The sequence below is a fragment of the Pseudomonas sp. genome (assembly GCF_033723075.1).
Taxonomy (GTDB): domain Bacteria; phylum Pseudomonadota; class Gammaproteobacteria; order Pseudomonadales; family Pseudomonadaceae; genus Aquipseudomonas.
The window spans coordinates 50,731-77,239 of the sequence record NZ_JAWVXU010000004.1; the positions used below are offsets into that span (position 1 = coordinate 50,731).

The following is a 26,509-nucleotide window of genomic DNA, read 5'->3' on the forward strand; positions in this document are numbered from 1 at the left end:
ATTGCTTGATGGAGTCAACGCCCCAGCACGACACGGAGCGTCACCGCCTGGGGTCGATCAACGGAATGTGGTCACGGCGAATAGACAGGTATACTCGCGCCCCACTTTTCTCTCGGCAGCCGCGGACCTTCCATGACCAGCACCCACTCGCCTGACCCAATGCTTGCCGCTCAGACTGCCGACGTTGAAGCAGGCACAGCAGCAACCAACGAATCGGCCCCGACTAAAAAAGCCGGCCTGCCGGGCTTTGCCTCGCTATTTTCCGCGGCTGCGGTCGCCTCGGGCAAGAACGATGGCCAGGCCTGGCACCTGAAGGGCAACAAGTCCGCCCATGAAAAGAAGATCGGCCCGGCACCGAATGGCACCCGTCGTTCCATGGGCAAGCGCTAACGAGCTGACGCAGCAGGCGTCATCGAAGGTTGTGAAAACATCGAGCGCTCGCAGTAGGCGGGAGTTTTTTCACCACCACTCAGGCCAGGCGCAAGCGCCCGTACAGCCAGCCGCCGCAGACGTTGATCAGCAGCCCGAGCATGACCAGGAGCGCGCCTAGTACTTGCAGCGGGCCGAGGCGTTCGTCGAGCAGCAGCGCCGAAGACGTCAGCCCCACCACTGGTACCAGCAGCGAGAACGGCGCCACCTGGCTGGCCGGGTAGCGCGACAGCAGGCGGCTCCACAGGCCATAGCCGAGAATGGTCGCGCCGAAGGCCAGGTAGATCAGCACCAGGATCGAATTCAGGTTGATGCCGCGTAGCGCGGCCTCGATCACTTCGGGCCCTTCAAGAAACCAGGACAACGCCAGAAATGGCAGCGGTGGCACCAGGCTACCCCAGACCACCAGGCCGACCAGGTTCACCTTGCCCAGCTTGCGGGTGACTATATTGCCCAGCGCCCACATCGAGGCCGCACCAATGGTCAGGGCAAACCCGGCCATGGTCATCAGTCGGTCGCCCTGCAAGCCGATCAGCAGCAAGCCCCCCGCCGCCACCAACAGCCCGAACAGATTGGCCACACGCAGGCGTTCGCCGAGAAACAGCGCAGCGAACAACAGGGTGAAGAACGCCTGGGATTGCAGCACCAGCGAAGCCAGGCCCGCCGGCATGCCCACCGACATGGCGTAGAACAGGAAGGCGAACTGGCCCAGCGAGATGGTCAGGCCGTAGAGCAGCAGCCAGCGCAGCGGGATCTGCGGGCGCTTGATGAACAGAATCGCCGGAAAGGCCGCGAGCATGAACCGCAACGCCCCCAGCAGCATCGGCGGCATGTCATCCAGACCGACCTTGATCACCACGAAGTTCATGCCCCAGACGATGATCACGACCAGCGCCAACAGCAGATCCTTGGGCGACATGGCGCTTCCTCATCATTGCGGGTGAGCGGCCATTAGAGCAGCCACGACAGATCGCCTGTATATACAGTCGCTCGACAAAACAGCCACACAGTCCGCCACGCGCCTCCTGCACGGAACCAGCTGGAGTAATCCCCGCAGCTGCCATTCAGCAATGGCCCGCCCTCTGCTAACCTGCGCGCCTCTCTGCTGTGGCCTGCCATATGAGCCTGTCTGATCTGCTCCTGTTTGCCCTCCCGGCGGTGTTCCTCACTGGGCTGTCCAAAGGCGGCTTCGGTGGCGCCCTGGGCGGAATCGCCGTGCCGCTGCTGGCGTTGGCCAGCACGCCGAAGCAGGCGGCGGCCGTGATGCTGCCGATTCTCTGCCTGGCCGATCTGGTGGGCCTCAAGGCCTATTTCGGCAAGTGGGATGTGGCCAACCTGAAAGTGATGATGCCCGGCGCGCTGCTCGGCATCGGCATCGGCGCCCTGACCTTCGAGCTGCTCAATGAAAACCTGATCGGTTTGCTGATCGGGGTCATCGCCGTGTCCTTCGTACTGCTGGGTCTGATCAACAGCAGCCAGACGCCGCGGCCGCTGCACAAGGGCCGCGGCACGCTGCTCTCGAGTCTGGCCGGCTTCACCAGCTTTGTCGCCCACGCCGGCGGCCCGCCGGTGATGATGCACCTGCTGCCGCAGCAGCTCGACAAGGTGCGCTACGTCGCCACCATCAATATGTTCTTCCTGCTCACCAATGCCCTGAAACTGATCCCCTACGCGGCCCTGGGCCAGTTCAGCGAGGAAAATCTGCTACTCAGCCTGATGCTTGCGCCTATCGTGCCGCTTGGCGTGTGGAGCGGCCTGTGGCTGCAATCGCGGGTCAACCACGAGTGGTTCTACCGCATCGCCCGCCTGGGCATGTTGCTGGCAGGCGTCCAGCTGATCTGGCGCAACCTGTAGGAGCCGGGGGGACGCCTTCAGGGCTCCTGCAGCCCCAGTTCCTGGCGCAGCTGGCGGGCGGTGAGCATTTTGGCCGAGATGCCGCTGCCGTAGTCGAACTGTTTGGCACTGCTCAGCGGGCCGACGATCACCGGGTCGAAACCGGCGTCGCTGACCAGCTTGGCCGCCACCTGCAACGCCACACTGTCGTCGCCGGCCAGCGGGATGGCGAGCTTCTCCCCGCTCCGATGGGCCTGACTGCGCAAATTGAAGGCAGCGATGGCATTGAACGCGCGCACCAGACGCGCACCCGGCAGATAGCCCTGAGACGCGAGCCCGGCACCGAGACTGCGCGCCTCTTGCGCCATGGCGCCGTCGCGGGCGGGGATCGGGTTGCCGGCATCGAGCACCACCTTGCCGGCCAGGGCTTCTGCATAGTCGCGGCCGATCTGCGGCATGGCGCCATAGGGCACAGCGAGCAGCACCACTTCGCCGAAAGTCGCTGCCTCCTGCGGCGTGCCGACCCGCGCCCTGGGGCCGAGCTCATCGGCCAATGGCTGCAGGCGCTCCGGGTGCCGCGAAGAGATCAGCACCTCATGCCCAGCGTCCACCCACAGGCGCGCCAGCGCCCCGCCGATATTGCCGGTGCCGATGATGCCGATCCTCGATGCGCCCTGCGCTTGCTCGGCGTGCAACAGGCAGCCCGCCAGCAACACGCTGATGCCCAACAGACAGGTGGCAAGCCACTGGATAGGTGTTTTCATCGCGTGCTCCTCGTGCATGGCGAGGCGGCCACCATTGGCCCGTACCACACAATCTGGAGAAAGGATAGAAAAGCAGTGGGGATCTTCCGCCGCCGCACGTCGCAGCAAGACGTTTGCCACACACGAGCTGACGAATGGCGGCCCTGAAGGGTCGCTATCGGAGCTGTTCGTTGAACGCATAAAGCCGCCATCCCTCGGCAGCGGCAAGCACAACCGTGAGGCTGGCTATTTCACCAGCAGCACCGGCACCGACACCTCATGAATCACCCTTGTGGCCACCGACCCCAGCAACATGCCGGTGAAACTGCCCAGGCCGCGTGTGCCCATCACCACGGTGTCGCACTGCAGATGCTTGGCGGCGATGCCTATTTGCTCCGCCACATTGCCGAAGGCGGTGTGCTTTTCATGGGCAATTGCCGCTGCCTGCAATTGATCGGCCGGCCATTCGAGTGCCTCATCGGCCGCCGCTTTCAGGGACTGGCGCATATTGCTGATCATTTCATCAGTGATGTATTCGCCATACAGCGCGGGTTCATGCTGCACGTTGAGCAGGTGCACCTCCAGCGTTGCGGTATGCATGCGGACAAAATCGAGCACGTACTGCAAGGCCCGTTTCGAGCTGTCCGAACCATCGAAAGCAAGCAGTATCTTGCGCATCACCAATCTCCTTTGCCGACCCATTACAAGCATAGACCGGCGCTACCTGAAGCAACGTCCGGCAATCAACGGTTATTTCACCAGCAGCACCGGCACCGAGACTTCATGAACCACCCGCGTGGCCACCGACCCCAACAGCATGCCGGTGAAACTGCCCAGGCCGCGTGTGCCCATCACCACGGTGTCACAGCCCAGTTGATCGGCGAACTCGCTGACCTGGGCCGCCACGTTGCCGAGTGCGGTGTGCACTTTGTAGCTGATACCGGCTGCCTTCAGCTGATCGGCCGGCCACTCCAGGATCTCGGACGCGGTGGCCTGCAGTGACTGCTGTAATTGATTGATGATCTCGCCAGTCACGTACTCGCCATACAGCACCGGCTCGTGCTGCACATTGAGCAGATGCACCTCCAGCGTCGAGGCATGATCACGGGCGAAGTCGATGACGTACTGCAGCGCACGCTTCGAACTCTCCGATCCATCGAATGCAACCAATACCTTGCGCATAACCTGTCTCCTCTACTGACTCCCGACAAGCATAGACCAGTGCATCGAGCCATCAGTTGCGCCAGGACAAGTTGACCGCGGGGCGCATTCGATTAGATAGAGCGCTCTGACAGATACCCGCCCGCGCTGGCGACGGCACCATAGCCAATCAAAGGGTGCCAGGCGCAGGCGGAGCGATTAAAATCGATCGCCTAACTCCGTAGCCCTGGTTTTCTGCCGGTTGCCCATCTGGGTGGTGCATCACCGGTAAACCTCACGGCCGGCTACTTATCCATCCGCACAGACCAAGAGAATCCGCATGGGCGCACAATGGAAAGCCAAACCTAAAGAAGCCGCCGCCAACGCCAGAGGCAAGATTTTCGGCCGGCTGGTGAAAGAAATCATGATCGCCGCGCGTAACGGCGCCGACCCGGACATGAACCCCAAGCTGCGCCTGGCCGTGCATCAGGCGAAAAAGGCCTCGATGCCCAAGGACACCCTGGAACGGGCGATCAAGAAAGGCGCGGGCCTGACCGGTGAAACCGTCAACTTCGAGCGCACCACCTATGAAGGCTTCGCCCCGCATCAAGTGCCGGTGATCGTCGAATGCCTGACCGACAACATCAACCGCACCGTGGCCGAGATCCGCGTACTGTTCCGCAAGGGCCAGATGGGCGCTTCCGGTTCGGTCACCTGGGACTTCGACCACGTTGGCCTGATCGAAGCCTCCAGCGACAGCGGTGCCGACCCGGAACTGGCCGCCATCGAAGCCGGCGCCCAGGACTTCGAGCCGGCCGATGAGGGCAACACCCTGTTCATCACCGAACTGACCGATCTCGACGCGGTGTGCCGCGCCCTGCCCGACCAGGGTTTCACGGTCAACTCGGCCAACCTTGGCTATCGCCCGAAGAACCCGGTCACAGGCCTGTCGGATGCCGAAATGGAAGAAGTCGAAGCCTTCCTCGAGGCCATCGACGGCCACGACGATGTGCAGAACGTCTATGTCGGCCTGGCCGGCTAGTCCCAGGGCCTAGAGCCTGTCTGCGTAACACACCGCCGAGCTGGGTTCGGCTCGGCGGTCCAGCTCCTCTTCGAGAAACTCGGCCAGCACCTGGGCGTTGTTCAACTGCTGCTCGCGCGCGGCGAACAACAGGGTCAGGGTGCCGTTCCCGGCGATCTCCAGCAGCCCTTGCCAATATTCCGGATGGCCGGCCAGTTCGCGCCGGTAGAGTTGGCGAAACTCGGCGAAGCGCTCGGGCGCATGGCCAAACTGGCGGCGCAGCTCGGCGGAGGGCGCCACCTCGCGCAGCCAGGCGTTCAGTTGCAAGGTTGCCTTGCTGCAGCCGCGCGGCCATAGACGGTCGACCAATACCCGCCGGCCATCGGTTGCGGCCACCTCCTCGTATACCCGTTTGCACTGAATCATCGGTCGCCTCCCTTCTGATCGCCCATATGGCTGAGAGCTGGTGAAAAAACTCTCGCCTACTGCGCTCGATTTTTTCACCGGCCCTGCGTACCGTGGCCGCACTTGCCAGGAGAGCCTCGATGCACGCCAGTCGTATTTTATTGTTTGCCCTGTTGCCGCTTTTTGCCAGCTGCCAGGTATTCAGCGAAAAACCCAAGGTCGATTCGGTGAAGCATAGCCGTCTGCAAGGCGAGCTGAGCCTGGACGCCGGACAACTGCTGTTTCGCCCCTGCCAGGAGCAGCGGCGCTTTGTCATTGCCAATGACGGCGCGACCGGCATCACGCGTGATGCTGCCGAACTGCTGGCCGACGGCCCCGGCTCGCTGTTTGCCGATCTGCGCGGCCAGCTGGCGGCCAGCCAGCGCGACGGTGTCGATGGCCAATTGACGCTCAGCCGGGTGTACCGTCTGCAACGCGAAGGCCCGGGCTGCGATGACGCCAACTTCAAGCGCACCATCCTGCATGCCAGCGGCCAGGAGCCCGGCTGGAGCGTGGTGGTCGGCAGCCAGGGATTGGTTCTCAACCGCGCGGGCCAGGAGCCGCTGGCCTTGCCTTATCTGGAAGAACAGCTGCCGGAAGGCCGCCTCAACCTGAGCAGCGAAGCCAACGGCCAGCGCCTGGTGCTGTGGGCTGCGCCGCAACGCTGCGTCGACAGCATGAGCGGTGCGGTACAGCACATGTCTGCCGAACTGCGCCTGAATGGTGAAGTGATGCGCGGCTGCGCCTACTTCGGCGGCGCGCGCGACGATTGAGTCACCTGATGCCGCCTGTGCTGGGCTGACGCCACCAACCTGAGGTGCGAGCGCAGGCCGGGCCGGGCGGCGTTCCGTTTCAGGACGTAGAGTGGGACTCAGCGCAACGCCGCCCGGCCCACCAGCAGAACCGCTGATGGATCCAGACCCGTGCTGCGTGCCCTTCCAGGCCCAATAGCGCCTATAATCGCTCCCTTGCCCAAGCTGCCGGGTTGCCTCCGGCCCTGATCCTGGATTGCCTCATGCTGCGTATCACCGAACTCAAGCTGCCGCTCGATCACCCCGAAGAAGCCCTGCGCCCGGCCATAGTCCAGCGCCTGGGGATCGGCGCTGAGGATTTGCTCGACTTCAGCCTGTTCAAGCGCAGCTACGACGCGCGCAAGAAATCCAGCGAGCTGCAGTTCATCTACACCATCGACTGCAGCGTGCGCGACGAAGCGGCGCTGTTGGCTAAATTCGCCGACGACCACCACGTAACCCCCGCGCCGAACATCACCTACCAGCCGGTCGGCCAGGCGCCTGCAGGTATCGAGGAGCGTCCGTTGGTGGTCGGTTTCGGCCCCTGCGGAATCTTCGCCGCCTTGATCCTCGCGCAAGCCGGGCTCAGGCCGATCGTGCTCGAACGCGGCACCGAAGTGCGCCAGCGCACCAAGGACACCTGGGATCTGTGGCGCAAGAACGTGCTCCACCCGGAATCCAACGTGCAGTTTGGCGAAGGCGGCGCCGGCACCTTCTCCGACGGCAAGCTGTACAGCCAGATCAAGGACCCCAAGCACCTGGGGCGCAAGGTCCTGCAGGAATTCGTCAAGGCCGGCGCGCCCGAGGAAATCCTCTACGTCAGCAAACCGCACATCGGCACCTTCCGCCTGACCGGGGTGGTCGCCACCATGCGCGAGGAAATCAAGGCCCTGGGCGGCGAAGTGCGCTTCCAGCAGCGGGTCAGCGACGTGCTTCTGGAAGATGGTCAACTGCTCGGCGTGGTCCTCGACAGCGGCGAGCAGATCCGCAGCCGCCATGTGCTCCTGGCCCTTGGCCACAGCTCGCGCGACACCTTCCGCATGCTGCATGGCCGTGGCGTGTACATGGAGGCCAAACCGTTTTCGGTGGGGTTCCGCATCGAGCACCCGCAGTCGCTGATCGACCGGGCGCGCCTGGGCAAGTACGCCGGCCACCCCAAACTCGGCGCCGCCGACTACAAGCTGGTGCACCACGCCAGCAACGGCCGCTCGGTCTACAGCTTCTGCATGTGCCCGGGCGGCACCGTGGTCGCCGCCACCTCGGAAACCGGGCGAGTGGTGACCAACGGCATGAGCCAGTACTCGCGCAACGAGCGCAATGCCAACGCCGGCATCGTCGTTGGCATCACCCCGGAGCAGGACTACCCGGGCGGCCCGCTGGCCGGCATCGAGCTGCAGGAACGCCTGGAATCCCAGGCCTATCTGCTCGGCGGCAGCACCTACGAGGCGCCGGGGCAACTGGTCGGCGACTTCATCGCCGGCCGGCCCTCGACCGACCTGGGCAGCGTCGAGCCGTCCTACAAACCGGGGGTCAAACTCGGCGACCTGGCCCTGGCCCTACCGGACTTCGCCATCGCGGCGATCCGCGAAGCGCTGCCGGCCTTCGACAAGCAGATCAAGGGCTTTGCCATGGCTGACGCGGTACTCACCGGCATCGAGACGCGCACCTCCTCGCCGTTGCGCATTACCCGTGGTGCGGATATGCAGAGCCTCAACGTCAAGGGCCTGTACCCGGCCGGCGAAGGCGCAGGCTATGCTGGCGGCATCCTCTCCGCCGGGGTCGACGGCATTCGCGCGGCCGAGGCGCTGGCGCGGGACATGCTGGGACTTGCCGAGGCCTGACCCCGTAGGGTGCGCCCTGCGCACCAGCAAAAAGCCATATGGCAGCGCAATTCTGTCGCTTACGGCTGCACCTGCAAGCGACAGACCGTGGTGCGCCCCGAACCATAGGGGCGCCGCTGCGGGTCGGCGTAGCTCTCGAGCTCGACGAAACCGGCCTTGCGCATCATCCCCGCAGAGGCGGCATTTTCCTCATGACGGTCGATATAGATGTCGTGCACGCCCTGCTCGGCCAGGAGGCTGACCACCTGGCGCAACAAACGCGAGCCCAGCCCCTGCCCGGCCATGTCGCGATGGATCACCGCCTCGCAGATATAGGCATGCTCCTGAGCGCGACGTGGTGCGGGTTGGTAACGCGCGAAGTCACGCGACAGCCGGTAACTGACGAAGCCCAGCAACCTCCCTTGCCGTTCGGCCAGCAACGCCTGCACGGCGCCAGCGGCGATGCCCTGCAGGTGCGCGCGCACTTCGGCCTCGGGCAGGTGGTTCCAGGGATTCGGCCCATGTTCGAAGATCAGCGCGCACAGGCCGTCGATCTCGTGGGCCCGCGCCCGGCGTATCTGCAACTCGCTCATTTATCCTCCCCAGCGGTGGCGGGCTCTACGGTTTTCAGGTGCTTCGTAGGAGCGGGCCATGCCCGCGATGCTTTTTGTCAGCGAGCTCTATCGTGGCCAGGGACTAGGCGCCCCCGCCAACTCCTGCGTCCTGCGAGGCTTGCACATGAACATAGGATCTACAGGCTAGAGGCCTGCCGTTAGCAAATCACCCGGCAAGGGCTCGCCGCGTTCGGCACACGCCGCCACCGCCTCGATCAACGGTGCCAGCTCGAAACCCTGTCTGTGCAGCCAGCTCTGCTCGTAATAGGTGGTGGCATAGCGCTCGCCGCCATCGCAGAGGATCGCCACCAATGAGCCGGACTCGCCGGCCGCGACCATGCGCCGCGCCAGCAGCAGCGCGCCGATCAGGTTGGTGCCGCTGGAGCCGCCGACCCGTCGCCCCAGGCGCTGGGCCAGGTAATGCATGGCCGCCAGGGACAGGGCATCCGGCACCTTGCACATGGCGTCGATCACCGTCGGCAGAAAGGACGCCTCGACCCGCGGCCGACCGATGCCTTCGATGCGCGAGCCGCAGTCCAGGGTCAGGCCGGCATCACCGCTGCGGTAGTAGTCGAAGAACACCGAGCGCTCGGCATCGGCGCACAGCACCCGGGTGGCGTGGCGGCGGTAGCGCACATAACGGCCAAGAGTGGCCAGGGTGCCGCCGGTGCCGGGACTGGAGACCAGCCAGGTCGGCTCGGGATAACGCTCGCTGCGCAGCTGCTGGAAGATCGATTCGGCGATGTTGTTGTTGGCCCGCCAGTCGGTGGCGCGCTCGGCATAGGTGAACTGATCCATGAAGTGGCCGCCGCTCTCGTGCGCCAGCCGCTCCGACTCGGCATAGATCTGCGTCGGGTCGTCGACCAGGTGGCTCTGGCCGCCATAGAAGGCGATCTGGGCGATCTTCTCCTTCGAGGTGGATGCGGGCATCACCGCGATAAACGGCAGGCCCAGCAGGCCGGCGAAATAGGCTTCGGAGATCGCCGTGGAGCCGCTGGAGGCTTCGATCACCGGCGCGCCGGGTTTGAGCCGGCCGTTGCACAGGGCATAGAGAAACAGCGAGCGGGCCAGGCGATGCTTGAGACTGCCCGTCGGGTGGCTGGACTCGTCCTTGAAGTACAGCTCGATGCCCGGCAGGCCGGGCAGCGCCAGGGGGATCAGGTGGGTATCGGCACTGCGCTGGAAATCCGCCTCGATGATGCGGATCGCCTCGCGCGCCCAGGTTCTGCAATCGCTCATCATTGTCTCCTCAATCCAGCACGCCAACCGGTACGGGTGGCGCATTGCGCCATTGACTCAAGGCCACCCCGCCGAACACCAGCGCCGCGGCGAACAGTTGCATGGTATTCAGCCGTTCGCCGAGCAGCAGCATGGCGAACACCAGGGTGAACAGCGGTATCAGGTTGGTAAAGCCCGACGCCTGACTGGCCGGCAACTGGCTGACGCCATAGTTGTACAGGCCATAGGCGCCGACCGTCACCACCACCCCCAGGTAGGCCACGGCCGCCAGCCCCTGCAGCGATATACTGGCGGGCATGGGCGCGCTGAGCAGCGCCAGCGGCAGGAAGAACAGGCTGCCGATAAACGCCTGCATCGCCGTGAGGATAAAGGCCGAATAGCGCGCGGACAGGTGCTTGAGCAGCAGGGTGTAGCCCATGGCGCAGAGCATGGCGAGCAGTTCGTAGAAGTTGCCGAGCAGGGGGTTGGGCGCGTGCTGGTCGGCATGGCCGGCCAGGCTCAGCCAGACCGCCCCCACCAGCGCCAGCAGAAAGCCGGCCAGGGTGGTGCGGCTGATCCGCTCGCGCAGGAAGACGAAGGCACCCATGGCCACCAGCAACGGCAGCAGCGCGGTGATCATTCCGGCCTGCGAAGCGCTGGTGTTCTGCAGCGCCAGGGCCTCGAAGATGAAGTACAGGCAGGGCTCGCAGGCGGCCAGGCCGAGCAGGTACTTCCAGTCGCCGCGGCGGTAGCGAAGGCGCCCGCGCCAGCGCCAGGCGAGCAGGAACACCAGACTGCCCAGGGCCATACGAGCGAAGATCACCCACATCGGCGACAATTCGGCGAAGGCCCATTTCAGGGCGATAAAGGAACTGCCCCACAGCGCCATGGCCACGATCAGGCAGATCATTGCCAGCGCCCTGCCCTGACCGCTCATATGCCGCTCCATGCAAAAGCTGGAGTGTAGTCAGGCCAGTGCAGCGCGGACAGGTACAGTCAGGCACGCGAATTGTGCGGTTGGCAATGCTTGCGTGGGTGACAGGGGCGTAGTTCGCAGGCGGGTTTCGGCGCGGCCGCACTTCCGAGTGGCCCTAGGGGCTAGAGCATCCCGCGATATGTAGGGTGTCACTCGCCGCAGGCAGTGCACCATGGGTTCACTGGCGCGGCACAAGAGCTTGCGGGCTGTCGCTGCGCTCCGAGGCCGCCCTACCCGCAGGCAGTGCCCCATTGATTCGGCGGTGCGGCACAAATCCTGGCGGGCTGTCGCTTCGCTCCGAGGCCGCCCTACCCGCAGGCAGTGCACCATGGGTTCACCGGCGCGGCACAAAGCTGACGGGCGTCGCTGCGCTCCGGATGGAACGCCGCCCCAATCGCCCTACTGTTCCCAGGGCCTGCCGCGGGTCTTGTCGCTCAGGCGCAGTTTCTGCTGCAAGGCGGCCTTGGCCAGCATGTGGGCGCTGACTGGCGCGGTGATGAACAGGAACAGGGTGATCAGCAGCTCGTGCAGGCTGATGCCGTCGCCACGGCTGCCGAAGTAGATCAGCGAGGCTATGACCATGCCGCCCACGCCCAGGGTGGTCGACTTGGTCGGCCCGTGCAGGCGCATGAAGAAGTCCGGCAGACGGTACAGGCCTATGGCGCCGACCAGGGCAAACAGGCTGCCAAGCAGCAGAAACAGGGCGACCAAGGCTTCGATCCAGCTATGCATGACAATTCCTTACTCGATGATGTCGCCGCGCAGCAGGTATTTAGCCACCGCCACCGTGCCGATAAAGCCCATCACGGCGATCAGCAGCGCCGCCTCGAAATACAGATCAGAGCCCAGCCAGATACCGAACAGCACCAGCAAGGCAATGGCGTTGATGTACAGGGTGTCCAAGGCCAGGATCCGGTCCGGCATATCGGGCCCCTTGATCAGGCGCGCCAGGGTCAGCATCAGGGCCAGACCCATGATCACCAGGCATAGCGGAATCACGTAGGCGAGCATGCGAACACCTCCAGCAGTGGTGCTTCGTAACGGGTTTTGATCTGCTCGACCAGGGTGGCCTCGTCGTCCACATCCAGCCCATGCACCAACAGGGTTTTGCGATCGTCGCTCAGGTCGGCGGACACCGTCCCAGGGGTCAGGGAAATGATGCTGGCGAGCATGGTCAGGGCCAGTTCGTCCTCCAGCAGCATGGGAATCTCGACGAAGGCCGGGCGCAATCTGGAACTGGGGCCAAGAATCAGTTTGGCCACCTGCAGGTTGGCGATGACGATATCGCCCAGCACCCGCAGGAAGAACAGGCACAGTTTCAGCGGTTTATGCACGCGTGGCGGGTTAATCCAGAACACCTGGGTCAACAGCGGAATCAGCCAGCCGAGCAGAGCACCAAGCAACCAGTGGCCAACGCTCATGTCGTTCACCAGCAGCAGCCAGACCATCAGCAAGGTCAGGCTCAGCAACGGATGGGGCAGCCAGCGACGGGCCTTCATGATGCACCTCCCGGCAGTACGATCTGGCGATACAGCTGCAGGTCAAGCAACTGGGCAGCCGTAGCCTCGACATAGGCCAACAGCGGCGCGGCCAGGCCGACCAGCAGCGGGCTGAGCAGCAGCAGGCCGATGCAGGCCAGCAAGCGTCCGCGGTCCAGCTCGGCGCTGTCCAGCTGGCTAAGGCCAACCCGCCAGAACAGGGTGCTGCCGGCGCGGCTGAGGGCGATCAAGGTGGCCAGCCCTCCGCCCAGCACCACCGGCCAGAGGAACAATGCCTGCAGGCCCGGTTCGACCGCACGCAACAACAGCAGCTTGCCGATGAAGCCGGATAGCGGCGGCAAGCCAGCCACACTGATCGCCCCGACGAAGAACAGAATCCCCAGCAGATGCGGGTTCTGCAATGCCGGCCCCTGGATCAGCTGGGCGGCCTTCTCCCCGCGCTGGCGCGCAATCAGGTCGGCCAGGAGGAACAGGCCACCGGCGATCCAGGTGCTGTGCAGCAGGTAATACAGGGCAGCAGCCAGGGCCTGCGGCGTGCCCAGGGAAATCCCCGCGAGCAGGGTGCCGACCGAGACCACCACCAGGTAGGCGAGCAAGCCGTGCAGGCTGTTCGCCGCCAGCGCGCCGATGACGCCCAGGCCTATGGTCAGCAGGGCCAGCGGCCAGAGCCATTCCTGAGCCATGTTGGCCAGCATGCCGGCATCATCACCGAAGATCAGCGTATACACGCGCAGGATCGAGTACAGGCCGACCTTGGTCATGATCGCGAACAGCGCCGCCACCGGCGCCGTGGCCGAGGCGTAGGCCCTGGGCAGCCAGAAATACAGCGGCAGGAACGCCGCCTTCAGGCCGAACACCACCAGCAGCAACAGGCCGGCGGCGCCCAGCAGTGGCGCCTGATCGGCAGTGGCCGCCGCGACCCGCACGGCCATGTCGGCCATGTTCAGAGTGCCGGTGATGCCGTAGAGCACGCCGACCGCCAACAGGAACAGGGCCGAACCGACCAGATTGAGGATCACGTAGTGCAAGCCGGCGCGCACCCGCTCCGGGCCGCCGCCATGCAGCAGCAGCGAATAGGAGGCGATCAGCAGGATTTCGAAGAACACGAACAGGTTGAACAGGTCGCCGGTGAGAAAGGCGCCGTTGATGCCCATCAACTGGAACTGGAACAGCGCATGGAAGTTGCGCCCGCGCTCGTCATCGCCGCGCGTCGCATAGAGCAGGGCGAAAAATGCCAGCACTGCGGTGGCCACCAGCAGCAGCGCACTGAGCCGGTCGAGCAGCAGGATAATGCCGAACGGCGGCTGCCAATTGCCCAGGGCATAGACCTGCAGCACCCCCTGGTCGGCCTGCCACATCAGCCACAGGCTCAGCGGCACCAGCACAATGGCGGAGGTCAACGACAGGCTGCGTTTGACCGGCATGCTCAGCCGGGCACCGAACAGCAGCAGGCAGCCGATCAACATCGGCAGCAGTACCGGCAGGATCAAGCCGTGATTCATCGTGTGGACTCCCGGCCATCGACGTGGTCGGTCTTCATTTCGCCGACGCTGCGCAGCGCCAGCACCACCACGAAGGCGGTCATGGCAAAGCCAATCACGATGGCGGTCAGCACCAACGCCTGCGGCAGCGGATCGGCATACTCGACATTGGCGCCGATCACCGTGGTCACCCCGGTCTGCAGACGGCCCATGGCGAACAGGAACAGGTTGACCGCGTAGGAGATCAGCGTCAGGCCCATCACCACCGGAAAGGTGCGCGCCCGCAGCAGCAGGTAGACACCGCTGGCGGTGAGGATGCCGAGGGCTACGGCAAACAAAGCTTCCATCTCAAAGTACCTCTTGTCCGGCCTTTTCCTGGGTCAGTTTGCCCAGGTTGGCGAGAATCAGCAGGGTCGCACCGACTACGGTCAGGTACACCCCCAGGTCAAACAGCATGGCACTGGCCAGCTCGATCTCGCCGACCAGCGGGATCTCGAAATGACCGAATGCCGAGGTCAGGAACGGCCGGTCGAACAGCCAACTGCCGAGCCCGGTAAGGCCGGCGATCAGCACCCCGGAGCCGGCCATGCGGTGATAGTTGAGCGGTAACCGCGACTGGGTCCACTGCACGCCACTGGCAACGTATTGCAGGATCAGCGCCACGGCAGTGACCAGGCCGGCGATGAAGCCGCCGCCCGGCAGGTTGTGGCCGCGCAGAAAGATGAACACCGAAATCAACAGGGCCATGGGCAACAACACCCGCGACAGGGTAACGAGGATCAGCGGATGCCGATCACGTGCCCAACTCCGACCTTGCGCGTCGGCGCGCGGCTGGAACAGGCGCAGGCCATCGAGCATGGCGTAGATGCCGACACCGGCAATCGCCAGCACGCTGATTTCGCCCAGGGTATCGAAGCCGCGGAAGTCCACCAGGATGACGTTGACCACGTTGTGACCACCGCCACCGGACAGGCTGTTCTCCAGGAAGAAACTGGAAATGCTGTCATAGGGTCGGGTCATTACGGCGAATACCAGAATCGCCACCATCACGCCTGTGCCCACCGCCAGAATGAAATCGCGCAGACCACGGATGCTGCTCGACTCGACACGCGTGTGGGCCGGCAGGAAGTACAGCGCCAGCATCAGCAGGACGATGGTCACCACCTCCACCGACAGCTGAGTCAGGGCCAGGTCCGGCGCCGAAAAGCGGGCAAAGGCCAGCGCCACCATCAAGCCGACCACGCTGAGCATCAGCAGCGACACCAGGCGCTGACGATGGAACACCACAGTGGTCAGCGCGGCCAGGGCCAGAATGCCCAGGCCGAGTGCGGTGATGCCGTCGATCGGGGTCAGCGCCAGCGAGCCGGTAACTTGCGGCAAGGGGCTGAGAGCGACAGTCACCACCACCAGCGCGGCGCCCAGCAGCAGCGCCAGATAATGCTGCAACGAACCGTTTTCCAGGCGTTTGGTGATCACCACGCAGACCCGTACCAGCAGCAACATGCCCTGCTCGAACAGCAAGCGGGCATCCATGCTCGGCAGCCCGGCGTACCAGCGGAACAGCGGCTGGCGGAAGAAGTAGACGAGCATCCCGCCGAACAGGGCGATGAAGCTCATCAGCAACGGCAGGTTGAAGCCATGCCAGATCGCCAGACTGTACTCGGGCAGGCTGCCCCCCAGGGTCGAAGTCGCCGCCACGGCAAGCAGCGGCGCCACCGTGTAAGCCGGCACTATGCCGACCAGCAGGCAGAGGAACACCAGGATTTCCACCGGCACCTTCATATAGCGCGGCGGCTCGTGGGGTGGATACTTCGGCAGGTTGATCGGTTCGCCGTTGAAGAACACGTCATGGATAAAGCGCAGTGAATAGGCCACCGAGAACACCCCGGCCAGGGTCGCTGCCGCCGGAATCACCCAGTTGAAGCTGCCGAGCAGGTGCTGGTTGAGCGTTTCGCTGAAGAACATTTCCTTGCTCAGGAAGCCATTAAGCAAGGGCACCCCGGCCATCGCCGAAGCCGCCACCATCGCCAGCATGGCCGTATGCGGCATGTACTTCCACATGCCGTTTATTCGGCGCATATCGCGGCTGCCGGTCTCGTGATCGATGATCCCCGCGGCCATGAACAGCGAAGCCTTGAAGGTCGCATGGTTGATGATATGGAACACCGCCGCCACCGCCGCCAGACGGGTATCCAGGCCGAACAGCAGGGTGATCAGGCCCAGGTGGCTGATGGTCGAGTAGGCCAGCAGGCCCTTGAGGTCGTGCTGGAACAGGGCCATGCCGGCGCCGACCAGCAGGGTGACCAGACCGGTGATGCTGACCAGGTAGAACCACCACTCGGAACCGGCCAGCGCCGGATACAGCCGTGCCAGCAGAAACACCCCGGCCTTGACCATGGTCGCCGAATGCAGATAAGCCGAAACCGGGGTCGGCGCCGCCATCGCATGGGGCAACCAGAAGTGGAAGGGAAACTGCGCCGATTTGGTGAACACCCCGAGCAGCACCAGCACCAGGGCCAGAGGATAGAGCGCATGAGCGCGAATCGCATAACCGGCCGCGAGCACCTGCGACAGCTCGAAGCTGCCGGCGATATGGCCGATCAGCAGGATCCCCGCGAGCAGGGCCAAACCACCGCCGCCGGTGACTGCCAAGGCCATGCGCGCGCCAGTGCGGGCATCCGAGCGACCATTCCAGAAGCCGATCAAGAGGAACGACGAGAGACTGGTCAGCTCCCAGAACATCAGCATCAGCAGCAGGTTTTCCGACAGCACCACGCCGAGCATCGAGCCCATGAACAGCAGCAGGAACGCGAAGAAACGCCCCATCGGCTCCTGTTTCGCCAGGTAGTAACGGGCGTAGAGAATCACCAGCAGACCGATGCCGATAATCAGCAAGGCGAACAAGAAACCCAGGCCATCCAGGCGCAAGCTCAAATTCAGCCCCAGCGACGGCAACCAGCTCAGCTTGACCCTGACCAGCTCACCGGCAAACACCGACGATTGTTGCGACAGCAACAGGATCAAGGCCGCCAACGGCGCCAGCCCCGCCGCCACCGAGCAAGCCGACCGCCCCAGTCGATCTGCCAGCAGCGGCAGGATCATCCCCAAGAATGGCAAGGCGACAATTAGCGCAAGCGCCATACACAAAACCCCTTTTTTGCATGTCCGCCGGCCAGGTCATGGCCGACGGTTAGCGTCCAAACTGCTGCGTCAGCGGCATGGCGGCAATTCACCGTCTAGCCAGGCTAACGCATCCTCTTATAGAGGCAGATCTGCGCCTGCTACATTTTGGCCCGGAAGGCCATTGATCATTACCCGGCAGTCTGCCCGACCAAGCGCTGTCCTCCTGGAAAAGCCCGACAGGCTACCAGACCACGCGTACTGAACGTGCTCTCGGATGACTCAACAGACACTCACCAACTCCGAAAAAAGCCGGCTAAGCCATTGTCGACACAGGATTATTTGCCAATTATCCATTTCTATCGGTGCGGCGTCATGAATAGAAGTATTACTAAAATCGCAACCCGAGCGATTGTCTGACTCCAGCGCTCACCAGGCAACCGGGTAGAACTCTTTGAATGACACACACGAAAAAGCCGGATCAGCTGACGCTGATCCGGCTTCAACACAGGTTACGGGGCGACGCGACTGGTGCCGTTGACAGTCATGACCCGTACACGCTGGCCAACCCGGAAGACCTGATTCTCTTCGACGGCCTGTACATAGGCGCGCATGGTGCCGTCGTCTTCTCGCACGGTGATTTCCACGCCCTGGGTGCGGGTGAAGCCCTCTTCGGTCGCGGCGCCGATCAGGCCACCAGCCACCGCACCAATCACCGCAGCGACAGCACTGCCGCGACCACCACCGACACCACTACCGGCCACTCCACCCACCACAGCACCGGCACCGGCACCGATCGGTGTCTTGGTGCCCTCGATCTTCACCGGTCGCAGCGACTCGATAGTCCCCATGCGCACCGTTTGCACCGCACGGGCTTCATCGCGCGAATAGGTGTCACCCGTCAGACTGGACGCACAACCACCCAGAGTCAGAGCCAATGCCGTAAAAACTGCAATCAACGCGACTGGCTTACGCATGAGAACCGCCTCCGTTTCCAATATTCGGCTCATTAGACCGGCAAAGCGCGCAACTGTCATCCTGCCTATGGAAAAACCCTGCGCGACAACCTATCCACTTCAGTCAGCTTAGGCTATCGGGTAGGCTGCGCCACAGGAGGAAACACCCATGGATTATTTCATCATCGCCAGCCTGACCTGCGCCGGACTCTACTTCCACTGGTGGCTGTTCGTGCGCATCAAGCGCTGGGCCGACCGCGACCTGGCCTTGTCGCTGGCCGGCAAGGACGCCGCAAAGAAGGACTATATGCTCCAGCGCCTGGCCGAAGCCCAGGCCAGCAAGGTCAAGCGCCGCGAACTGCAGGCCTGGCTGGAACGCGCGGCCGCCGATTACCGAGCGCCCTGAAGGCTTGTGAAAATATCGAGCGCCCTCGCAAGGACACCAAACGTCCGCGGCAACGTGCCGCACCTAATTAACCATGGCACACGGCCTGCGGCGAATGACACCCTACAGGTCGCGGGCTGTCCCGGATTGTAGGGCGGCCTCGGCGTAATCAGGGTGCCAGCCGCTCGCGACTCCACACGTCGTCGTGCAGGCGATAGTCGAGGCGGTCATGCAGGCGGCTGGCGCGGCCCTGCCAGAATTCGACTCGCTCGGCCAGCAGGCGATAACCGCCCCAGTGCGGCGGACAGTGTGGCGCCTGGTCAAGAAAGCGCTCCTCGACTTGCGCCAGCAGACCTTCAAGCTCGGCGCGGTCCTTGATCACCTGACTCTGCGGCGAAGCCCAGGCGCCCAGGCGGCTGCCCAGCGGACGCACCTGAAAATAGGCATCGGATTCGGCCGCAGTGACCCGTTCGACCCGACCCTCGATACGCACCTGACGCTCCAGGCTCGGCCAGAAGAAGGTCATGGCCGCATAGGGCCTGGCAGCCAGTTGCTCGCCTTTGGCACTGTCGTAGTTGCTGAAGAAGGTGAAACCGCGCTCGTCCAACCCCTTGAGCAGAAGCACCCGGCAATGCGGACGGCCCTTGGCATCTACGGTGGCCAGGGTCATGGTATTGGGCTCGACAGGGAGTTGCTCGGTTTTCACCGCGTCGGCAAACCATTGCTTGAACAAGCTGAATGGTTCGGCAGGCGCCTGCGCCTCGCTCAAGCCATCACGGATGTAGTCGCGGCGCATATCGGCCAGGGTCTGGGTCATGACAAAGCCCTCGAGAACGGAGGCTGCCTAGCTTACCCGGACACGCCTGACTTGACTTGACCCAGGGCAAGAATCTACTTGCCCGGCACCGAATCGGCACTGTCTTGCGCCTTGCTGCGGACGGCGACCAGCGCCACGGCCGGAGCCGGCTGACTGTACTTGGCGACCAGCGCCCGCATGGTGTCCTTTGAAGTCAGGATGATTTCCACCCGGCGATTGAGCGCGCGACCCTCGACGCTGTCATTGGCGGCACGCGGCATATCCGAGCCCATGCCTTTGACCATCAGGCGATTCTGCTTCAAGCCGCTGAGCCGGAAGATCGCGGTAAAGGCCCGCGCCCGTTCATGGCTGAGCTCGCGATTGGTCTCAGCGGCGCCACTGCTGTCGGCATGACCAATCACCAGCACGGCACCGCCCTGGTCGCTTTCCAGCAATTTGGCAATCCGGCTGATCGGCCCGAGGGTCACCGGCAGCAGCATGGATGGACGATCCGGGTTGAAGGTGCCCTGCACCGGTGCCGTTACCACCAGTACATTCTCACCCCGCTCCATTTCGAAATGGCTGCCCTTGATCGCTTCACGCACGCGCGGTTCGTTATCGTCGAGCCAGGCCTGGATGACTTGCGGGTCCGGCATGGCAACCGCCAGTGGCTGCTTGCTCTTCTCGGAGCCGGCGCAACCGGCGAGGAGCAGACACAGGGCGAAGGCGAGAGTTTTATTGGCGAGCATTGGTTATCCACATACGAAGACAGTCAAAAGAAACCGGCGACGGCCGGTATGAACAATTAAAACAACCCTAATGCGCTGTGAGTTTAGCCGAGCTTCCTACAAACAATCTGCCAAAACACGCGCAAGTTTCTGCGCACGAGGGTCCATCAAGACGAACGGTCCCAGATTGTTGACCACGAAGCCAAACGCCACATCGCGTTCCGGATCGGCAAAGCCACTGGAACCGCCCGCCCCCGGGTGCCCAAAGGCCCGCGGCCCCATGCCATAGGTGGCGTTGGCCACCTCGGGCTGGTCGAGCATGCAGCCCAGGCCGAAGCGCGTGCGGGTCAGCAGGGTCTTGTCGTCACCGACACCGTGCTCACGGGTCAGCTCATCGAGCAGCTCGCTTTCCAGCAAGCGACCATCGAGCAAAGCGCTGTAAAAACCGGCCAGACTGCGCGCATTACCGTGACCGTTGGCCGCCGGTTGTTGCATTCGACGCCACTGCGGCTTGTTAGTGCTGGTCATGATCGACGGCGGGTTGCTGAACGCTCGCGTACTCATGGCTGTCGAGTCGCTCATCATCACCTTGAGCAGGCGCTGGGCGGCGGCATCACCCATGCCGCCCTTACCGCGGGAGATATGCGCCACCCGGTCGAATTCTTCATCGGCCAGACCGACATGAAAGTCCAGGCCCAGGGGTTTGGCAACGCGCGCGGCTATCGACTCCCCCGGACCGCGGCCCTCGATACGCCGCAGCAGCTCGCCGACCAGCCAGCCGTAGGTGATGGGCGCATAACCATGACCCTCGCCGAGTGGCCACCAGGGTTGTTCGGCCGCCAGTGCCGTGGTCATCGCCTGCCAGTCGTACAAGGCTTCGGCCGGCAGCATCTGGTGCAGCGCCGGCAGCCCGGCCTGGTGGCAGAGCAGATGACGCAGGGTGATTTTTTCCTTGCCGGCGGCGGCGAACTCCGGCCAATAGCGGGCCACGGGCGCGTCCAGCTCGAGTTTGCCCTCGCCGACCAGCTGCAAGGCAGTCACGGCAGTAAAGGTCTTGGTACAGGAAAACAGGTTGAGGATGGTGTCGCTGTGCCAGGCCTGCTGACCGTCCTTGTCGGCCACCCCGGCCCAGATGTCCAGCACGGTCTCGCCGGCGATCTGCACGCAGAGCGCGGCACCACGCTCCTGCGGGTCTTCGAACAAGGCGGCGAAGGCGTCCTTGAGCGCCTCGAACTGAAGGTCGAAATAGCCCTGAATCTGCACAGGCGGTTCCTTGGTCTGGGGAATGGATGATCAGCCGCGCATTGTTCCAGCCCGCGCTGCACTTGGAAACCCGCGCAACCGGCTAGCCGATTTCCCGGCGAAAGGGTGGCAGCGCATTGAGGATCGCCTTGCCATAACGCTGGGTCACCACCCGCCGGTCGAGCAAGGTGATGGTGCCGCGGTCTTCTTCGGTGCGCAGCAAACGCCCGCAGGCCTGGACCAGGCGCAGCGAGGCGTCCGGCACGGCGATTTCCATGAAAGGGTTGCCGCCGCGCGCCTCGATCCACTCGGCCAGCGCCGCCTCCACCGGATCATCCGGCACGGCGAAGGGGATCTTGGCGATCACCACATGCTCGCAATAGGCACCGGGCAGGTCGACACCTTCGGCAAAACTGGCCAGGCCGAACAGCACGCTGTCCTCGCCGCTGTCGACCCGCGCCTTGTGCTTGTTGAGGGTTTCCTGCTTGGACAGATTGCCCTGGATAAATACACGCTTGCGCCAATCGCGCTCCAGGCCCTCGAACACGTCCTGCATCTGCTTGCGCGAGGAGAACAACACCAGGGTGCCGCGCGAGCCTGCCACCAGTGCAGGCAGATCGCGGATGATCGCCGCGGTGTGCGCCACCGCATCGCGCGGATCGGCATTCAGGTTCGGCACCCGCAAGACGCCGGCATCGGCATGATGGAAGGGGCTCGGCACCACGGAGGTCACCGCCACCTTGGGCAGGCCGGCACGCATCCGATAGCGGTCGAAGGTGCCCAGCGCGGTCAGGGTTGCCGAGGTCACCAGGGCACCGTAGGCCACATTCCACAGGTTGCGCCGCAGGGTTTCGGCAGCGAGGATCGGGCTGGCGTTGACCTCGATGTCGAACAATGCGCCGCTGTCGGCCAGGGTCAGCCAGCGCGCCATCGGCGGGCTGTCTTCGGGGTCGTCGGCGGTGAATGCCAGCCACAGCTCCCAACTGCCATGGGCACGCGCCAGCAGGCTGCCGAACAGCGGGTACCACTCCTCGGCCTGGTGACTGGCGATACCGATGGTGGCCTCGCCATCCATGGCTTCCTTGAGTTTTTCGGTCACCCCGGTGAACAGGTCGGACAGCTTGGAAAAGCCCTTCTTCAACTCCGTACCCAGCTCACGCAGGTGCTCCGGCACCTGACCGCCGACGAAACGATAGCGCGGTCGTTCGCGGCCCTGCATGTCTTCACCGGGCTTGAACTCGGCCACCTGTTCGCAGGCGCTGAACATGAACTGCTGCTGGGTCTTGATCTCCCGCGCCAGCTCGGGCACCTGCTCGATCAAGCGCCCCAGGTCACCCGGCAACGGGTGCTGGGCCACCAGCTTGCTGAGGTTCTTCGCGGTCTGTTCCAGCCAATCGGCGGTCGAGCGCAAGCGGGTGAAATGGGCGAAGTGGCCGATGGCCTTGTCCGGCAGGTGATGACCTTCGTCGAACACATAGAGGGTTTCCCGCGGGTCGGGCAGCACAGCGCCACCGCCCAGCGCCAGATCGGCTAGCACCATGTCATGATTGGTGACGATCACATCGACCTTGCTCATGCCTTCGCGCGCCTTGTAGAAGGCACACTGCTGGAAGTTCGGGCAATGCCGGCTGGTGCACTGGCTGTGATCGGTGGTCAGCTGCGACCAGCGCGTGTCCTCCAGCTCCTCGGGCCAGCTGTCGCGGTCGCCGTCCCATTTATTGCCGGCGAGCTTTTCCATCATGGCGACGAACAGTTTCTGACTCTGCTCGTCGACGTCGATCCTGAAGCCTTCTTCCTCGAACAACTGAGCCGTGGCGGTTTGCGCATGGCCCTCCTGCAACAGCATGTCGAGTTTGGACAGGCACAGGTAGCGGCCACGGCCCTTGGCCAGGGCGAAGCTGAAACTCAGACCGCTGTTGCGCATCAGGTCGGGCAGATCCTTGTGCACGATCTGCTCCTGCAGGGCCACGGTCGCGGTGGCGATCACCAGACGCTTGCCGGCGGCCTTGGCCACGGGAATCGCCGCCAGGCAGTAGGCTACCGTCTTGCCGGTGCCAGTACCGGCCTCGACCGCCACCACGGCCGGCTCACCGTCACGCCGACCTTCGCCGTCGACCTTGATCGCCCCCAGCACCTTGGCGATGTCGGCGATCATCAGCCGTTGGCCATAGCGCGGCTTCAGCGATTTGGCTTCGAGAAAACGCGTGTAGGCGCCCTGGATCTGGGACTTGAGTTCGGTACTGAGCATGGGGTCTGGACGTGATCTGCGCGCGAAAAGGCTGGATAAATTTTCAGTGTCTGGCAACGGCCGCTATCATAGCGCGCTAATCGATAATGCGCAGAACCCGGACCGGAGTTTTACATGACACCTTACGCTGTGACCTACGCCCTGCATCTGCTCGCCGCACTCGTCTGGGTCGGCGGCATGTTTTTCGCCTGGATGATCCTGCGCCCCGCCGCGGTCAGCGCACTCGAGGCGCCGGCCCGCTTGAAACTGTGGCTCGAGGTATTTCAGCGCTTCTTCTACTGGGTGTGGGCGGCCGTGATCGTGCTGCCGATTACCGGTGTGGGCATGCTCCACTTGCGCTTTTCCGGCTTCGAGACCGCGCCACGCTACGTCCACATCATGATCGGCCTGTATATCGCCATGCTCGCGCTGTTTCTCCGTGTGCAGGCGCTGCAACTGCCTGAACTGCGTCGCGCAGTGGCCGCCGAAGACTGGCCGAGCGGCGGCGCCGTGCTCGGGCGAATTCGCCGCCTGGTGGGTATCAATCTGATTCTGGGCCTGGCCCTGATTAGCATCGCTGCCACCCGCCCAGGCTTCTGAGGATGCGCCAGGAGCGCCTGGCGCTCCTGGCGCTCCTGGCCTTGGCGTCGCAGACTTAGTCGCAGACTTAAAAGCGCACCACATCCAGGGAGCCTGCAGCCCCGGCAGCGCCCGACTGGCCAGTCTGACCGGGGCGCCCATCGCGAGCAGGCTCCGTGCTGTACAGCCAGCAGCCCTTGCTCGCGCCACCGACGCCAGCATTACCGCCATTGCCGGCTGCGCCACCAGCGCCGCCGTCGAGGAGTACCTGCAAGCGCTGCAGGGGAAAGTCCACCGGCACTTCCAGGCGAACCTGGCCACCCCTGGCGCCGGCCTGGCCATCGCCGCCGGTCAACCCGTCATGACCGCGACCGGCCTGACCCCAGGTGCAGCCGCCCGGCTTGCCATCCGCACCATCCAGGCCGGCGTAACCTGGCGCGCCCATCCCGCCACGGGCATCGATCAGTAGCGTCTGCGCCGCCACATCCACCAGGCGAATACTCAGCGTGCGGCCTGGCAATGCAGGTCGCAGGAACGACCCCGGGGCACCTCGCACACTGATCTGCGCACCGGCTGCGATCTCACCATTGACCACGTCCAGGCGAAAGGCCTGCTCGCCGGGGGCAACGGCAATCCGCGCATCACGTCCCAGGCGCAGTTCGGCGACATGCATTTCGGTCAGCCCGGACGGAATCAGCAGGGTGCCATGATCCGCGACGTGCAGGCGCTCGACCCGCAACACGCTGGTTGCCGCCGGCAAGCGCAGCAAGGCATGCGACTGCACGTCGATCAGGCTCTGCGCCAGCGCCAACGGGCTGGACAGTGCGGCCAGCAGCAACAGGCTACGCATGCTCGGCCTCCAGCGACGCAGGTGCTGCGCTCACCGGCTGCACCGACAAAGCCTGCAAGTGAAAAATGCCGAACAGTAGAATCTGCACCCGCTCGAACCCGGGCCGGGTACGCCCGTTCACGCGCTCATTGAACAGCCACAACTCCAGCCCATGGATCAGCACAAGCAAAGCGCCCGCCAGATTCAGCAGCAGGGCGAAAGGTTGCGCGAACGGATCGATCAGATTGGCCAAGACCACGCCCCAAAATAACGCGGTCAGCACTTTCCCCAGCCCCAACAAGAAGTTCATGTCCGCCCCTGGCAGTATTTTTATTCCGCCGCACCTTAACCGCTTTGCGCCAGGCTAGCAAAAACTGCAGAGGCCTCCCGCCCAGCCAGATACCGGGCCGTTCAACGACCGGCCCGAATCAGCTGACCCTAGGGCAGCACTTCAACCGCTGCCTCGACCCTTCGATTGATCGCGCGTCCAGACTCGCTGTCATTATCGGCAACCGGGCGTGTTTCACCGTAACCCACCGCCGACACCCGATTGCTTTCGATGCCATGCTGCTCGACCAGCACCTCGCGCACGGCATTGGCACGCCGTTCGGACAAGCCCTGGTTATAGGCATCGGAGCCAATGGAGTCGGTATGCCCCTCGACAGCTGTGCTGGTCTGCGGATACTGCTTCATGAAGTCGGCGAGACTTTTGATGTCGGCATGACTGCCTGCCTTGACTACCGACTTGTCGAAGTCGAACTTGACGTCCAACTCGACTCGAACCGGCACTGCAGGCTCAGCAGGTTCCATCACCTGCGGCGGGCTCGCATACTCTGGGAAGGGGCAGCCATTGTGGCGCACCGAAGTATTGGGCGGTGTATCCGGACAACGGTCGCGACGATCGAACACGCCGTCGCCGTCTTGGTCACCGTCCTGGGCATAGCAAACAATGCCGCCTATGACCGCTCCGGCCACGGCCCCACCTGCTGCCCAAGCCGAACTTTCGATTGCGCCCAGACCACCACCGGCCAGACCACCAATCGCACTGCACAAGGGCCAGTTCCCCTGGTTGAGCGCCGCGTCTCCCGTACTGGAAGTCGTGACGCAACCCGAAAGAACACTGCTGGCCAGGAGAAGGGGAAAAACAACTCTGAAGAGTCTGGTTCTCATGGCAAAACTCCTGTGTTACTGGCGTGTTGCCAGTAACACAGGAGTTAAGTCGCACCCTCTGGATAGTACAAGTGCGCCCCCGTGGGGGCGCGTGGCGGGAGTTAAGGCCGCGCCTCGACTTCAGCCTCGACTCGACGGTTGATTGCCCGTCCTTCCGAGGTCGCGTTGTCGGCAACCGGGCGGGTTTCGCCATAACCTACGGAGTTGACGCGCTCACCGGCCAGACCGTACTGATTGACCAGCACATCGCGAACGGCGTTGGCACGACGCTCGGACAAGCCCTGGTTGTAAGCATCGGTACCGACGGAGTCGGTATGCCCTTCAACCACGGTGGTGGTTTGCGGGTATTGCGCCATGAAGTCTGCAAGGTTTTTGATGTCGGCAAAACTGCCTTCCTTGACTTGAGCCTTGTCGAAATCAAACTTCACATCCAGCTCGACACGAACAGCTTCTGCGACCGGCTCAGGC

28 protein-coding genes and 2 pseudogenes are annotated in these 26,509 nt (G+C 63.8%); 7 read left to right on the forward strand and 23 right to left on the reverse strand.

Features of this window, described 5'->3' with window-relative positions; translation table 11 throughout:
- The first annotated feature begins 132 nt into the window (after positions 1–132).
- A complete protein-coding gene (locus R3355_RS06175) occupies positions 133–390 on the forward strand; it encodes a hypothetical protein (protein ID WP_413243484.1) in 258 nt (85 codons plus the stop codon).
- Between the two features lie 79 nt (positions 391–469).
- On the opposite strand, the gene R3355_RS06180 is transcribed toward R3355_RS06175, so the two are convergent.
- Complete coding sequence (locus R3355_RS06180) at positions 470–1,348, reverse strand: EamA family transporter (protein WP_318960505.1); 879 nt, start codon at positions 1,346–1,348, stop codon at positions 470–472.
- Between the two features lie 200 nt (positions 1,349–1,548).
- Between R3355_RS06180 and R3355_RS06185 the strand changes: the two genes are divergently transcribed.
- Positions 1,549–2,283 (forward strand): sulfite exporter TauE/SafE family protein, encoded by a 735-nt coding sequence (locus R3355_RS06185; RefSeq protein WP_318949689.1) that lies wholly within the window; start codon positions 1,549–1,551, stop codon positions 2,281–2,283.
- A 17-nt stretch (positions 2,284–2,300) separates the two neighbouring features.
- Here R3355_RS06185 and R3355_RS06190 read toward each other — a convergent pair whose 3' ends face one another.
- The 3 genes from R3355_RS06190 to R3355_RS06200 form a co-directional block, all read right to left on the reverse strand.
- Positions 2,301–3,026, reverse strand: coding sequence for an NADPH-dependent F420 reductase (locus tag R3355_RS06190; RefSeq protein WP_318960506.1), 726 nt, complete (start codon positions 3,024–3,026; stop codon positions 2,301–2,303).
- A gap of 225 nt (positions 3,027–3,251) precedes the next feature.
- Positions 3,252–3,683 carry a universal stress protein gene (locus R3355_RS06195; RefSeq protein WP_318960507.1) on the reverse strand — a complete coding sequence of 144 codons (432 nt, stop codon included), beginning with the start codon at positions 3,681–3,683 and terminating at the stop codon, positions 3,252–3,254.
- A gap of 72 nt (positions 3,684–3,755) precedes the next feature.
- Complete coding sequence (locus tag R3355_RS06200) at positions 3,756–4,187, reverse strand: universal stress protein (protein WP_318949692.1); 432 nt, start codon at positions 4,185–4,187, stop codon at positions 3,756–3,758.
- A gap of 298 nt (positions 4,188–4,485) precedes the next feature.
- Here R3355_RS06200 and R3355_RS06205 point away from each other — a divergent pair, with 298 nt between their 5' ends.
- Complete coding sequence (locus R3355_RS06205) at positions 4,486–5,187, forward strand: YebC/PmpR family DNA-binding transcriptional regulator (RefSeq protein WP_318949693.1); 702 nt, start codon at positions 4,486–4,488, stop codon at positions 5,185–5,187.
- A gap of 9 nt (positions 5,188–5,196) precedes the next feature.
- On the opposite strand, the gene R3355_RS06210 is transcribed toward R3355_RS06205, so the two are convergent.
- Entirely contained in the window at positions 5,197–5,592 is a 396-nt protein-coding gene (locus tag R3355_RS06210) for a DUF488 domain-containing protein (protein WP_318960508.1), read from the reverse strand.
- Between the two features lie 119 nt (positions 5,593–5,711).
- Between R3355_RS06210 and R3355_RS06215 the strand changes: the two genes are divergently transcribed.
- Together R3355_RS06215 and R3355_RS06220 are read left to right on the forward strand one after the other, a co-directional pair.
- Positions 5,712–6,383, forward strand: a complete 672-nt coding sequence (locus R3355_RS06215) for a hypothetical protein (RefSeq protein ID WP_318960509.1) — start codon at positions 5,712–5,714, stop codon at positions 6,381–6,383.
- A gap of 242 nt (positions 6,384–6,625) precedes the next feature.
- A complete protein-coding gene (locus R3355_RS06220) occupies positions 6,626–8,242 on the forward strand; it encodes an NAD(P)/FAD-dependent oxidoreductase (protein WP_318960510.1) in 1,617 nt (538 codons plus the stop codon).
- A gap of 59 nt (positions 8,243–8,301) precedes the next feature.
- On the opposite strand, the gene R3355_RS06225 is transcribed toward R3355_RS06220, so the two are convergent.
- The 10 genes from R3355_RS06225 to R3355_RS06270 all read right to left on the reverse strand — a co-directional run bounded on the left by R3355_RS06225 (position 8,302) and on the right by R3355_RS06270 (position 18,106).
- On the reverse strand, positions 8,302–8,814 hold the full coding sequence (locus R3355_RS06225; protein WP_318960511.1) for a GNAT family N-acetyltransferase: 513 nt from the start codon (positions 8,812–8,814) through the stop codon (positions 8,302–8,304).
- Positions 8,815–8,979: 165 nt separating this feature from the next.
- Positions 8,980–10,077 carry a PLP-dependent cysteine synthase family protein gene (locus tag R3355_RS06230; RefSeq protein WP_413243485.1) on the reverse strand — a complete coding sequence of 366 codons (1,098 nt, stop codon included), beginning with the start codon at positions 10,075–10,077 and terminating at the stop codon, positions 8,980–8,982.
- Between the two features lie 7 nt (positions 10,078–10,084).
- On the reverse strand, positions 10,085–10,990 hold the full coding sequence (locus tag R3355_RS06235; protein WP_318960513.1) for a DMT family transporter: 906 nt from the start codon (positions 10,988–10,990) through the stop codon (positions 10,085–10,087).
- Between the two features lie 438 nt (positions 10,991–11,428).
- Entirely contained in the window at positions 11,429–11,761 is a 333-nt protein-coding gene (locus tag R3355_RS06240) for a Na+/H+ antiporter subunit G (protein ID WP_172145280.1), read from the reverse strand.
- A gap of 9 nt (positions 11,762–11,770) precedes the next feature.
- On the reverse strand, positions 11,771–12,040 hold the full coding sequence (locus R3355_RS06245; protein WP_318960514.1) for a K+/H+ antiporter subunit F: 270 nt from the start codon (positions 12,038–12,040) through the stop codon (positions 11,771–11,773).
- Complete coding sequence (locus R3355_RS06250) at positions 12,025–12,528, reverse strand: Na+/H+ antiporter subunit E (RefSeq protein WP_318960515.1); 504 nt, start codon at positions 12,526–12,528, stop codon at positions 12,025–12,027. Before R3355_RS06250 ends, R3355_RS06245 begins: the two co-directional genes overlap by 16 nt.
- Positions 12,525–14,030 (reverse strand): monovalent cation/H+ antiporter subunit D, encoded by a 1,506-nt coding sequence (locus tag R3355_RS06255; RefSeq protein WP_318947821.1) that lies wholly within the window; start codon positions 14,028–14,030, stop codon positions 12,525–12,527. Before R3355_RS06255 ends, R3355_RS06250 begins: the two co-directional genes overlap by 4 nt.
- Positions 14,027–14,356, reverse strand: coding sequence for a Na+/H+ antiporter subunit C (locus R3355_RS06260; protein WP_318960516.1), 330 nt, complete (start codon positions 14,354–14,356; stop codon positions 14,027–14,029). The genes R3355_RS06255 and R3355_RS06260 overlap by 4 nt, the downstream gene beginning before the upstream one ends.
- Before the next feature lies 1 nt (position 14,357).
- Positions 14,358–17,150, reverse strand: coding sequence for a monovalent cation/H+ antiporter subunit A (locus R3355_RS06265; protein WP_318960517.1), 2,793 nt, complete (start codon positions 17,148–17,150; stop codon positions 14,358–14,360).
- Positions 17,151–17,641: 491 nt separating this feature from the next.
- Complete coding sequence (locus R3355_RS06270; protein WP_318947824.1) at positions 17,642–18,106, reverse strand: glycine zipper domain-containing protein; 465 nt, start codon at positions 18,104–18,106, stop codon at positions 17,642–17,644.
- A 148-nt stretch (positions 18,107–18,254) separates the two neighbouring features.
- Here R3355_RS06270 and R3355_RS06275 point away from each other — a divergent pair, with 148 nt between their 5' ends.
- The gene (locus R3355_RS06275) at positions 18,255–18,491 is read left to right on the forward strand and encodes a hypothetical protein (protein WP_318947826.1); all 237 of its coding nucleotides are present in this window, start codon (positions 18,255–18,257) and stop codon (positions 18,489–18,491) included.
- A gap of 148 nt (positions 18,492–18,639) precedes the next feature.
- Here R3355_RS06275 and pdxH read toward each other — a convergent pair whose 3' ends face one another.
- From pdxH to dinG, 4 genes and pseudogenes are all read right to left on the reverse strand, one after another.
- Entirely contained in the window at positions 18,640–19,287 is a 648-nt protein-coding gene (gene pdxH, locus R3355_RS06280) for a pyridoxamine 5'-phosphate oxidase (protein ID WP_318947828.1), read from the reverse strand.
- A 116-nt stretch (positions 19,288–19,403) separates the two neighbouring features.
- Positions 19,404–20,015 (reverse strand): annotated as a pseudogene (locus R3355_RS06285) (OmpA family protein); the annotation flags it as partial.
- A gap of 96 nt (positions 20,016–20,111) precedes the next feature.
- Entirely contained in the window at positions 20,112–21,257 is a 1,146-nt protein-coding gene (locus R3355_RS06290; protein ID WP_318947830.1) for a serine hydrolase domain-containing protein, read from the reverse strand.
- An 82-nt stretch (positions 21,258–21,339) separates the two neighbouring features.
- Positions 21,340–23,484, reverse strand: a complete 2,145-nt coding sequence (dinG, locus tag R3355_RS06295; RefSeq protein WP_318960519.1) for an ATP-dependent DNA helicase DinG — start codon at positions 23,482–23,484, stop codon at positions 21,340–21,342.
- A gap of 114 nt (positions 23,485–23,598) precedes the next feature.
- Here dinG and R3355_RS06300 point away from each other — a divergent pair, with 114 nt between their 5' ends.
- The gene (locus R3355_RS06300) at positions 23,599–24,063 is read left to right on the forward strand and encodes a CopD family protein (protein ID WP_318960520.1); all 465 of its coding nucleotides are present in this window, start codon (positions 23,599–23,601) and stop codon (positions 24,061–24,063) included.
- A gap of 67 nt (positions 24,064–24,130) precedes the next feature.
- Here the strand turns inward: R3355_RS06300 and R3355_RS06305 are convergent, their stop codons facing one another.
- The 4 genes and pseudogenes from R3355_RS06305 to R3355_RS06320 all read right to left on the reverse strand — a co-directional run.
- Positions 24,131–24,892, reverse strand: coding sequence for a collagen-like protein (locus tag R3355_RS06305; protein WP_318960521.1), 762 nt, complete (start codon positions 24,890–24,892; stop codon positions 24,131–24,133).
- Positions 24,885–25,181, reverse strand: a complete 297-nt coding sequence (locus R3355_RS06310) for a DUF1145 domain-containing protein (RefSeq protein WP_318947837.1) — start codon at positions 25,179–25,181, stop codon at positions 24,885–24,887. Before R3355_RS06310 ends, R3355_RS06305 begins: the two co-directional genes overlap by 8 nt.
- Before the next feature lie 128 nt (positions 25,182–25,309).
- On the reverse strand, positions 25,310–26,041 hold the full coding sequence (locus R3355_RS06315; protein ID WP_318960522.1) for an OmpA family protein: 732 nt from the start codon (positions 26,039–26,041) through the stop codon (positions 25,310–25,312).
- Positions 26,042–26,142: 101 nt separating this feature from the next.
- Positions 26,143–26,499: pseudogene (locus R3355_RS06320) on the reverse strand (OmpA family protein); the annotation flags it as partial.
- Positions 26,500–26,509 lie beyond the last annotated feature (10 nt).

Excerpts from the sequence above, each read along its gene's own strand:
- R3355_RS06175 (WP_413243484.1), top strand. The coding sequence starts at position 133 with ATGACCAGCACCCACTCGCCTGACCCAATGCTTGCCGCTCAGACTGCC.
- R3355_RS06180 (WP_318960505.1), bottom strand. The coding sequence starts at position 1,348 with ATGTCGCCCAAGGATCTGCTGTTGGCGCTGGTCGTGATCATCGTCTGG.
- R3355_RS06185 (WP_318949689.1), top strand. The coding sequence starts at position 1,549 with ATGAGCCTGTCTGATCTGCTCCTGTTTGCCCTCCCGGCGGTGTTCCTC.
- R3355_RS06190 (WP_318960506.1), bottom strand. The coding sequence starts at position 3,026 with ATGAAAACACCTATCCAGTGGCTTGCCACCTGTCTGTTGGGCATCAGC.
- R3355_RS06195 (WP_318960507.1), bottom strand. The coding sequence starts at position 3,683 with ATGCGCAAGATACTGCTTGCTTTCGATGGTTCGGACAGCTCGAAACGG.
- R3355_RS06200 (WP_318949692.1), bottom strand. The coding sequence starts at position 4,187 with ATGCGCAAGGTATTGGTTGCATTCGATGGATCGGAGAGTTCGAAGCGT.
- R3355_RS06205 (WP_318949693.1), top strand. The coding sequence starts at position 4,486 with ATGGGCGCACAATGGAAAGCCAAACCTAAAGAAGCCGCCGCCAACGCC.
- R3355_RS06210 (WP_318960508.1), bottom strand. The coding sequence starts at position 5,592 with ATGATTCAGTGCAAACGGGTATACGAGGAGGTGGCCGCAACCGATGGC.
- R3355_RS06215 (WP_318960509.1), top strand. The coding sequence starts at position 5,712 with ATGCACGCCAGTCGTATTTTATTGTTTGCCCTGTTGCCGCTTTTTGCC.
- R3355_RS06220 (WP_318960510.1), top strand. The coding sequence starts at position 6,626 with ATGCTGCGTATCACCGAACTCAAGCTGCCGCTCGATCACCCCGAAGAA.
- R3355_RS06225 (WP_318960511.1), bottom strand. The coding sequence starts at position 8,814 with ATGAGCGAGTTGCAGATACGCCGGGCGCGGGCCCACGAGATCGACGGC.
- R3355_RS06230 (WP_413243485.1), bottom strand. The coding sequence starts at position 10,077 with ATGATGAGCGATTGCAGAACCTGGGCGCGCGAGGCGATCCGCATCATC.
- R3355_RS06235 (WP_318960513.1), bottom strand. The coding sequence starts at position 10,990 with ATGAGCGGTCAGGGCAGGGCGCTGGCAATGATCTGCCTGATCGTGGCC.
- R3355_RS06240 (WP_172145280.1), bottom strand. The coding sequence starts at position 11,761 with ATGCATAGCTGGATCGAAGCCTTGGTCGCCCTGTTTCTGCTGCTTGGC.
- R3355_RS06245 (WP_318960514.1), bottom strand. The coding sequence starts at position 12,040 with ATGCTCGCCTACGTGATTCCGCTATGCCTGGTGATCATGGGTCTGGCC.
- R3355_RS06250 (WP_318960515.1), bottom strand. The coding sequence starts at position 12,528 with ATGAAGGCCCGTCGCTGGCTGCCCCATCCGTTGCTGAGCCTGACCTTG.
- R3355_RS06255 (WP_318947821.1), bottom strand. The coding sequence starts at position 14,030 with ATGAATCACGGCTTGATCCTGCCGGTACTGCTGCCGATGTTGATCGGC.
- R3355_RS06260 (WP_318960516.1), bottom strand. The coding sequence starts at position 14,356 with ATGGAAGCTTTGTTTGCCGTAGCCCTCGGCATCCTCACCGCCAGCGGT.
- R3355_RS06265 (WP_318960517.1), bottom strand. The coding sequence starts at position 17,150 with ATGGCGCTTGCGCTAATTGTCGCCTTGCCATTCTTGGGGATGATCCTG.
- R3355_RS06270 (WP_318947824.1), bottom strand. The coding sequence starts at position 18,106 with ATGCGTAAGCCAGTCGCGTTGATTGCAGTTTTTACGGCATTGGCTCTG.
- R3355_RS06275 (WP_318947826.1), top strand. The coding sequence starts at position 18,255 with ATGGATTATTTCATCATCGCCAGCCTGACCTGCGCCGGACTCTACTTC.
- pdxH (WP_318947828.1), bottom strand. The coding sequence starts at position 19,287 with ATGACCCAGACCCTGGCCGATATGCGCCGCGACTACATCCGTGATGGC.
- dinG (WP_318960519.1), bottom strand. The coding sequence starts at position 23,484 with ATGCTCAGTACCGAACTCAAGTCCCAGATCCAGGGCGCCTACACGCGT.
- R3355_RS06300 (WP_318960520.1), top strand. The coding sequence starts at position 23,599 with ATGACACCTTACGCTGTGACCTACGCCCTGCATCTGCTCGCCGCACTC.
- R3355_RS06305 (WP_318960521.1), bottom strand. The coding sequence starts at position 24,892 with ATGCGTAGCCTGTTGCTGCTGGCCGCACTGTCCAGCCCGTTGGCGCTG.
- R3355_RS06310 (WP_318947837.1), bottom strand. The coding sequence starts at position 25,181 with ATGAACTTCTTGTTGGGGCTGGGGAAAGTGCTGACCGCGTTATTTTGG.
- R3355_RS06315 (WP_318960522.1), bottom strand. The coding sequence starts at position 26,041 with ATGAGAACCAGACTCTTCAGAGTTGTTTTTCCCCTTCTCCTGGCCAGC.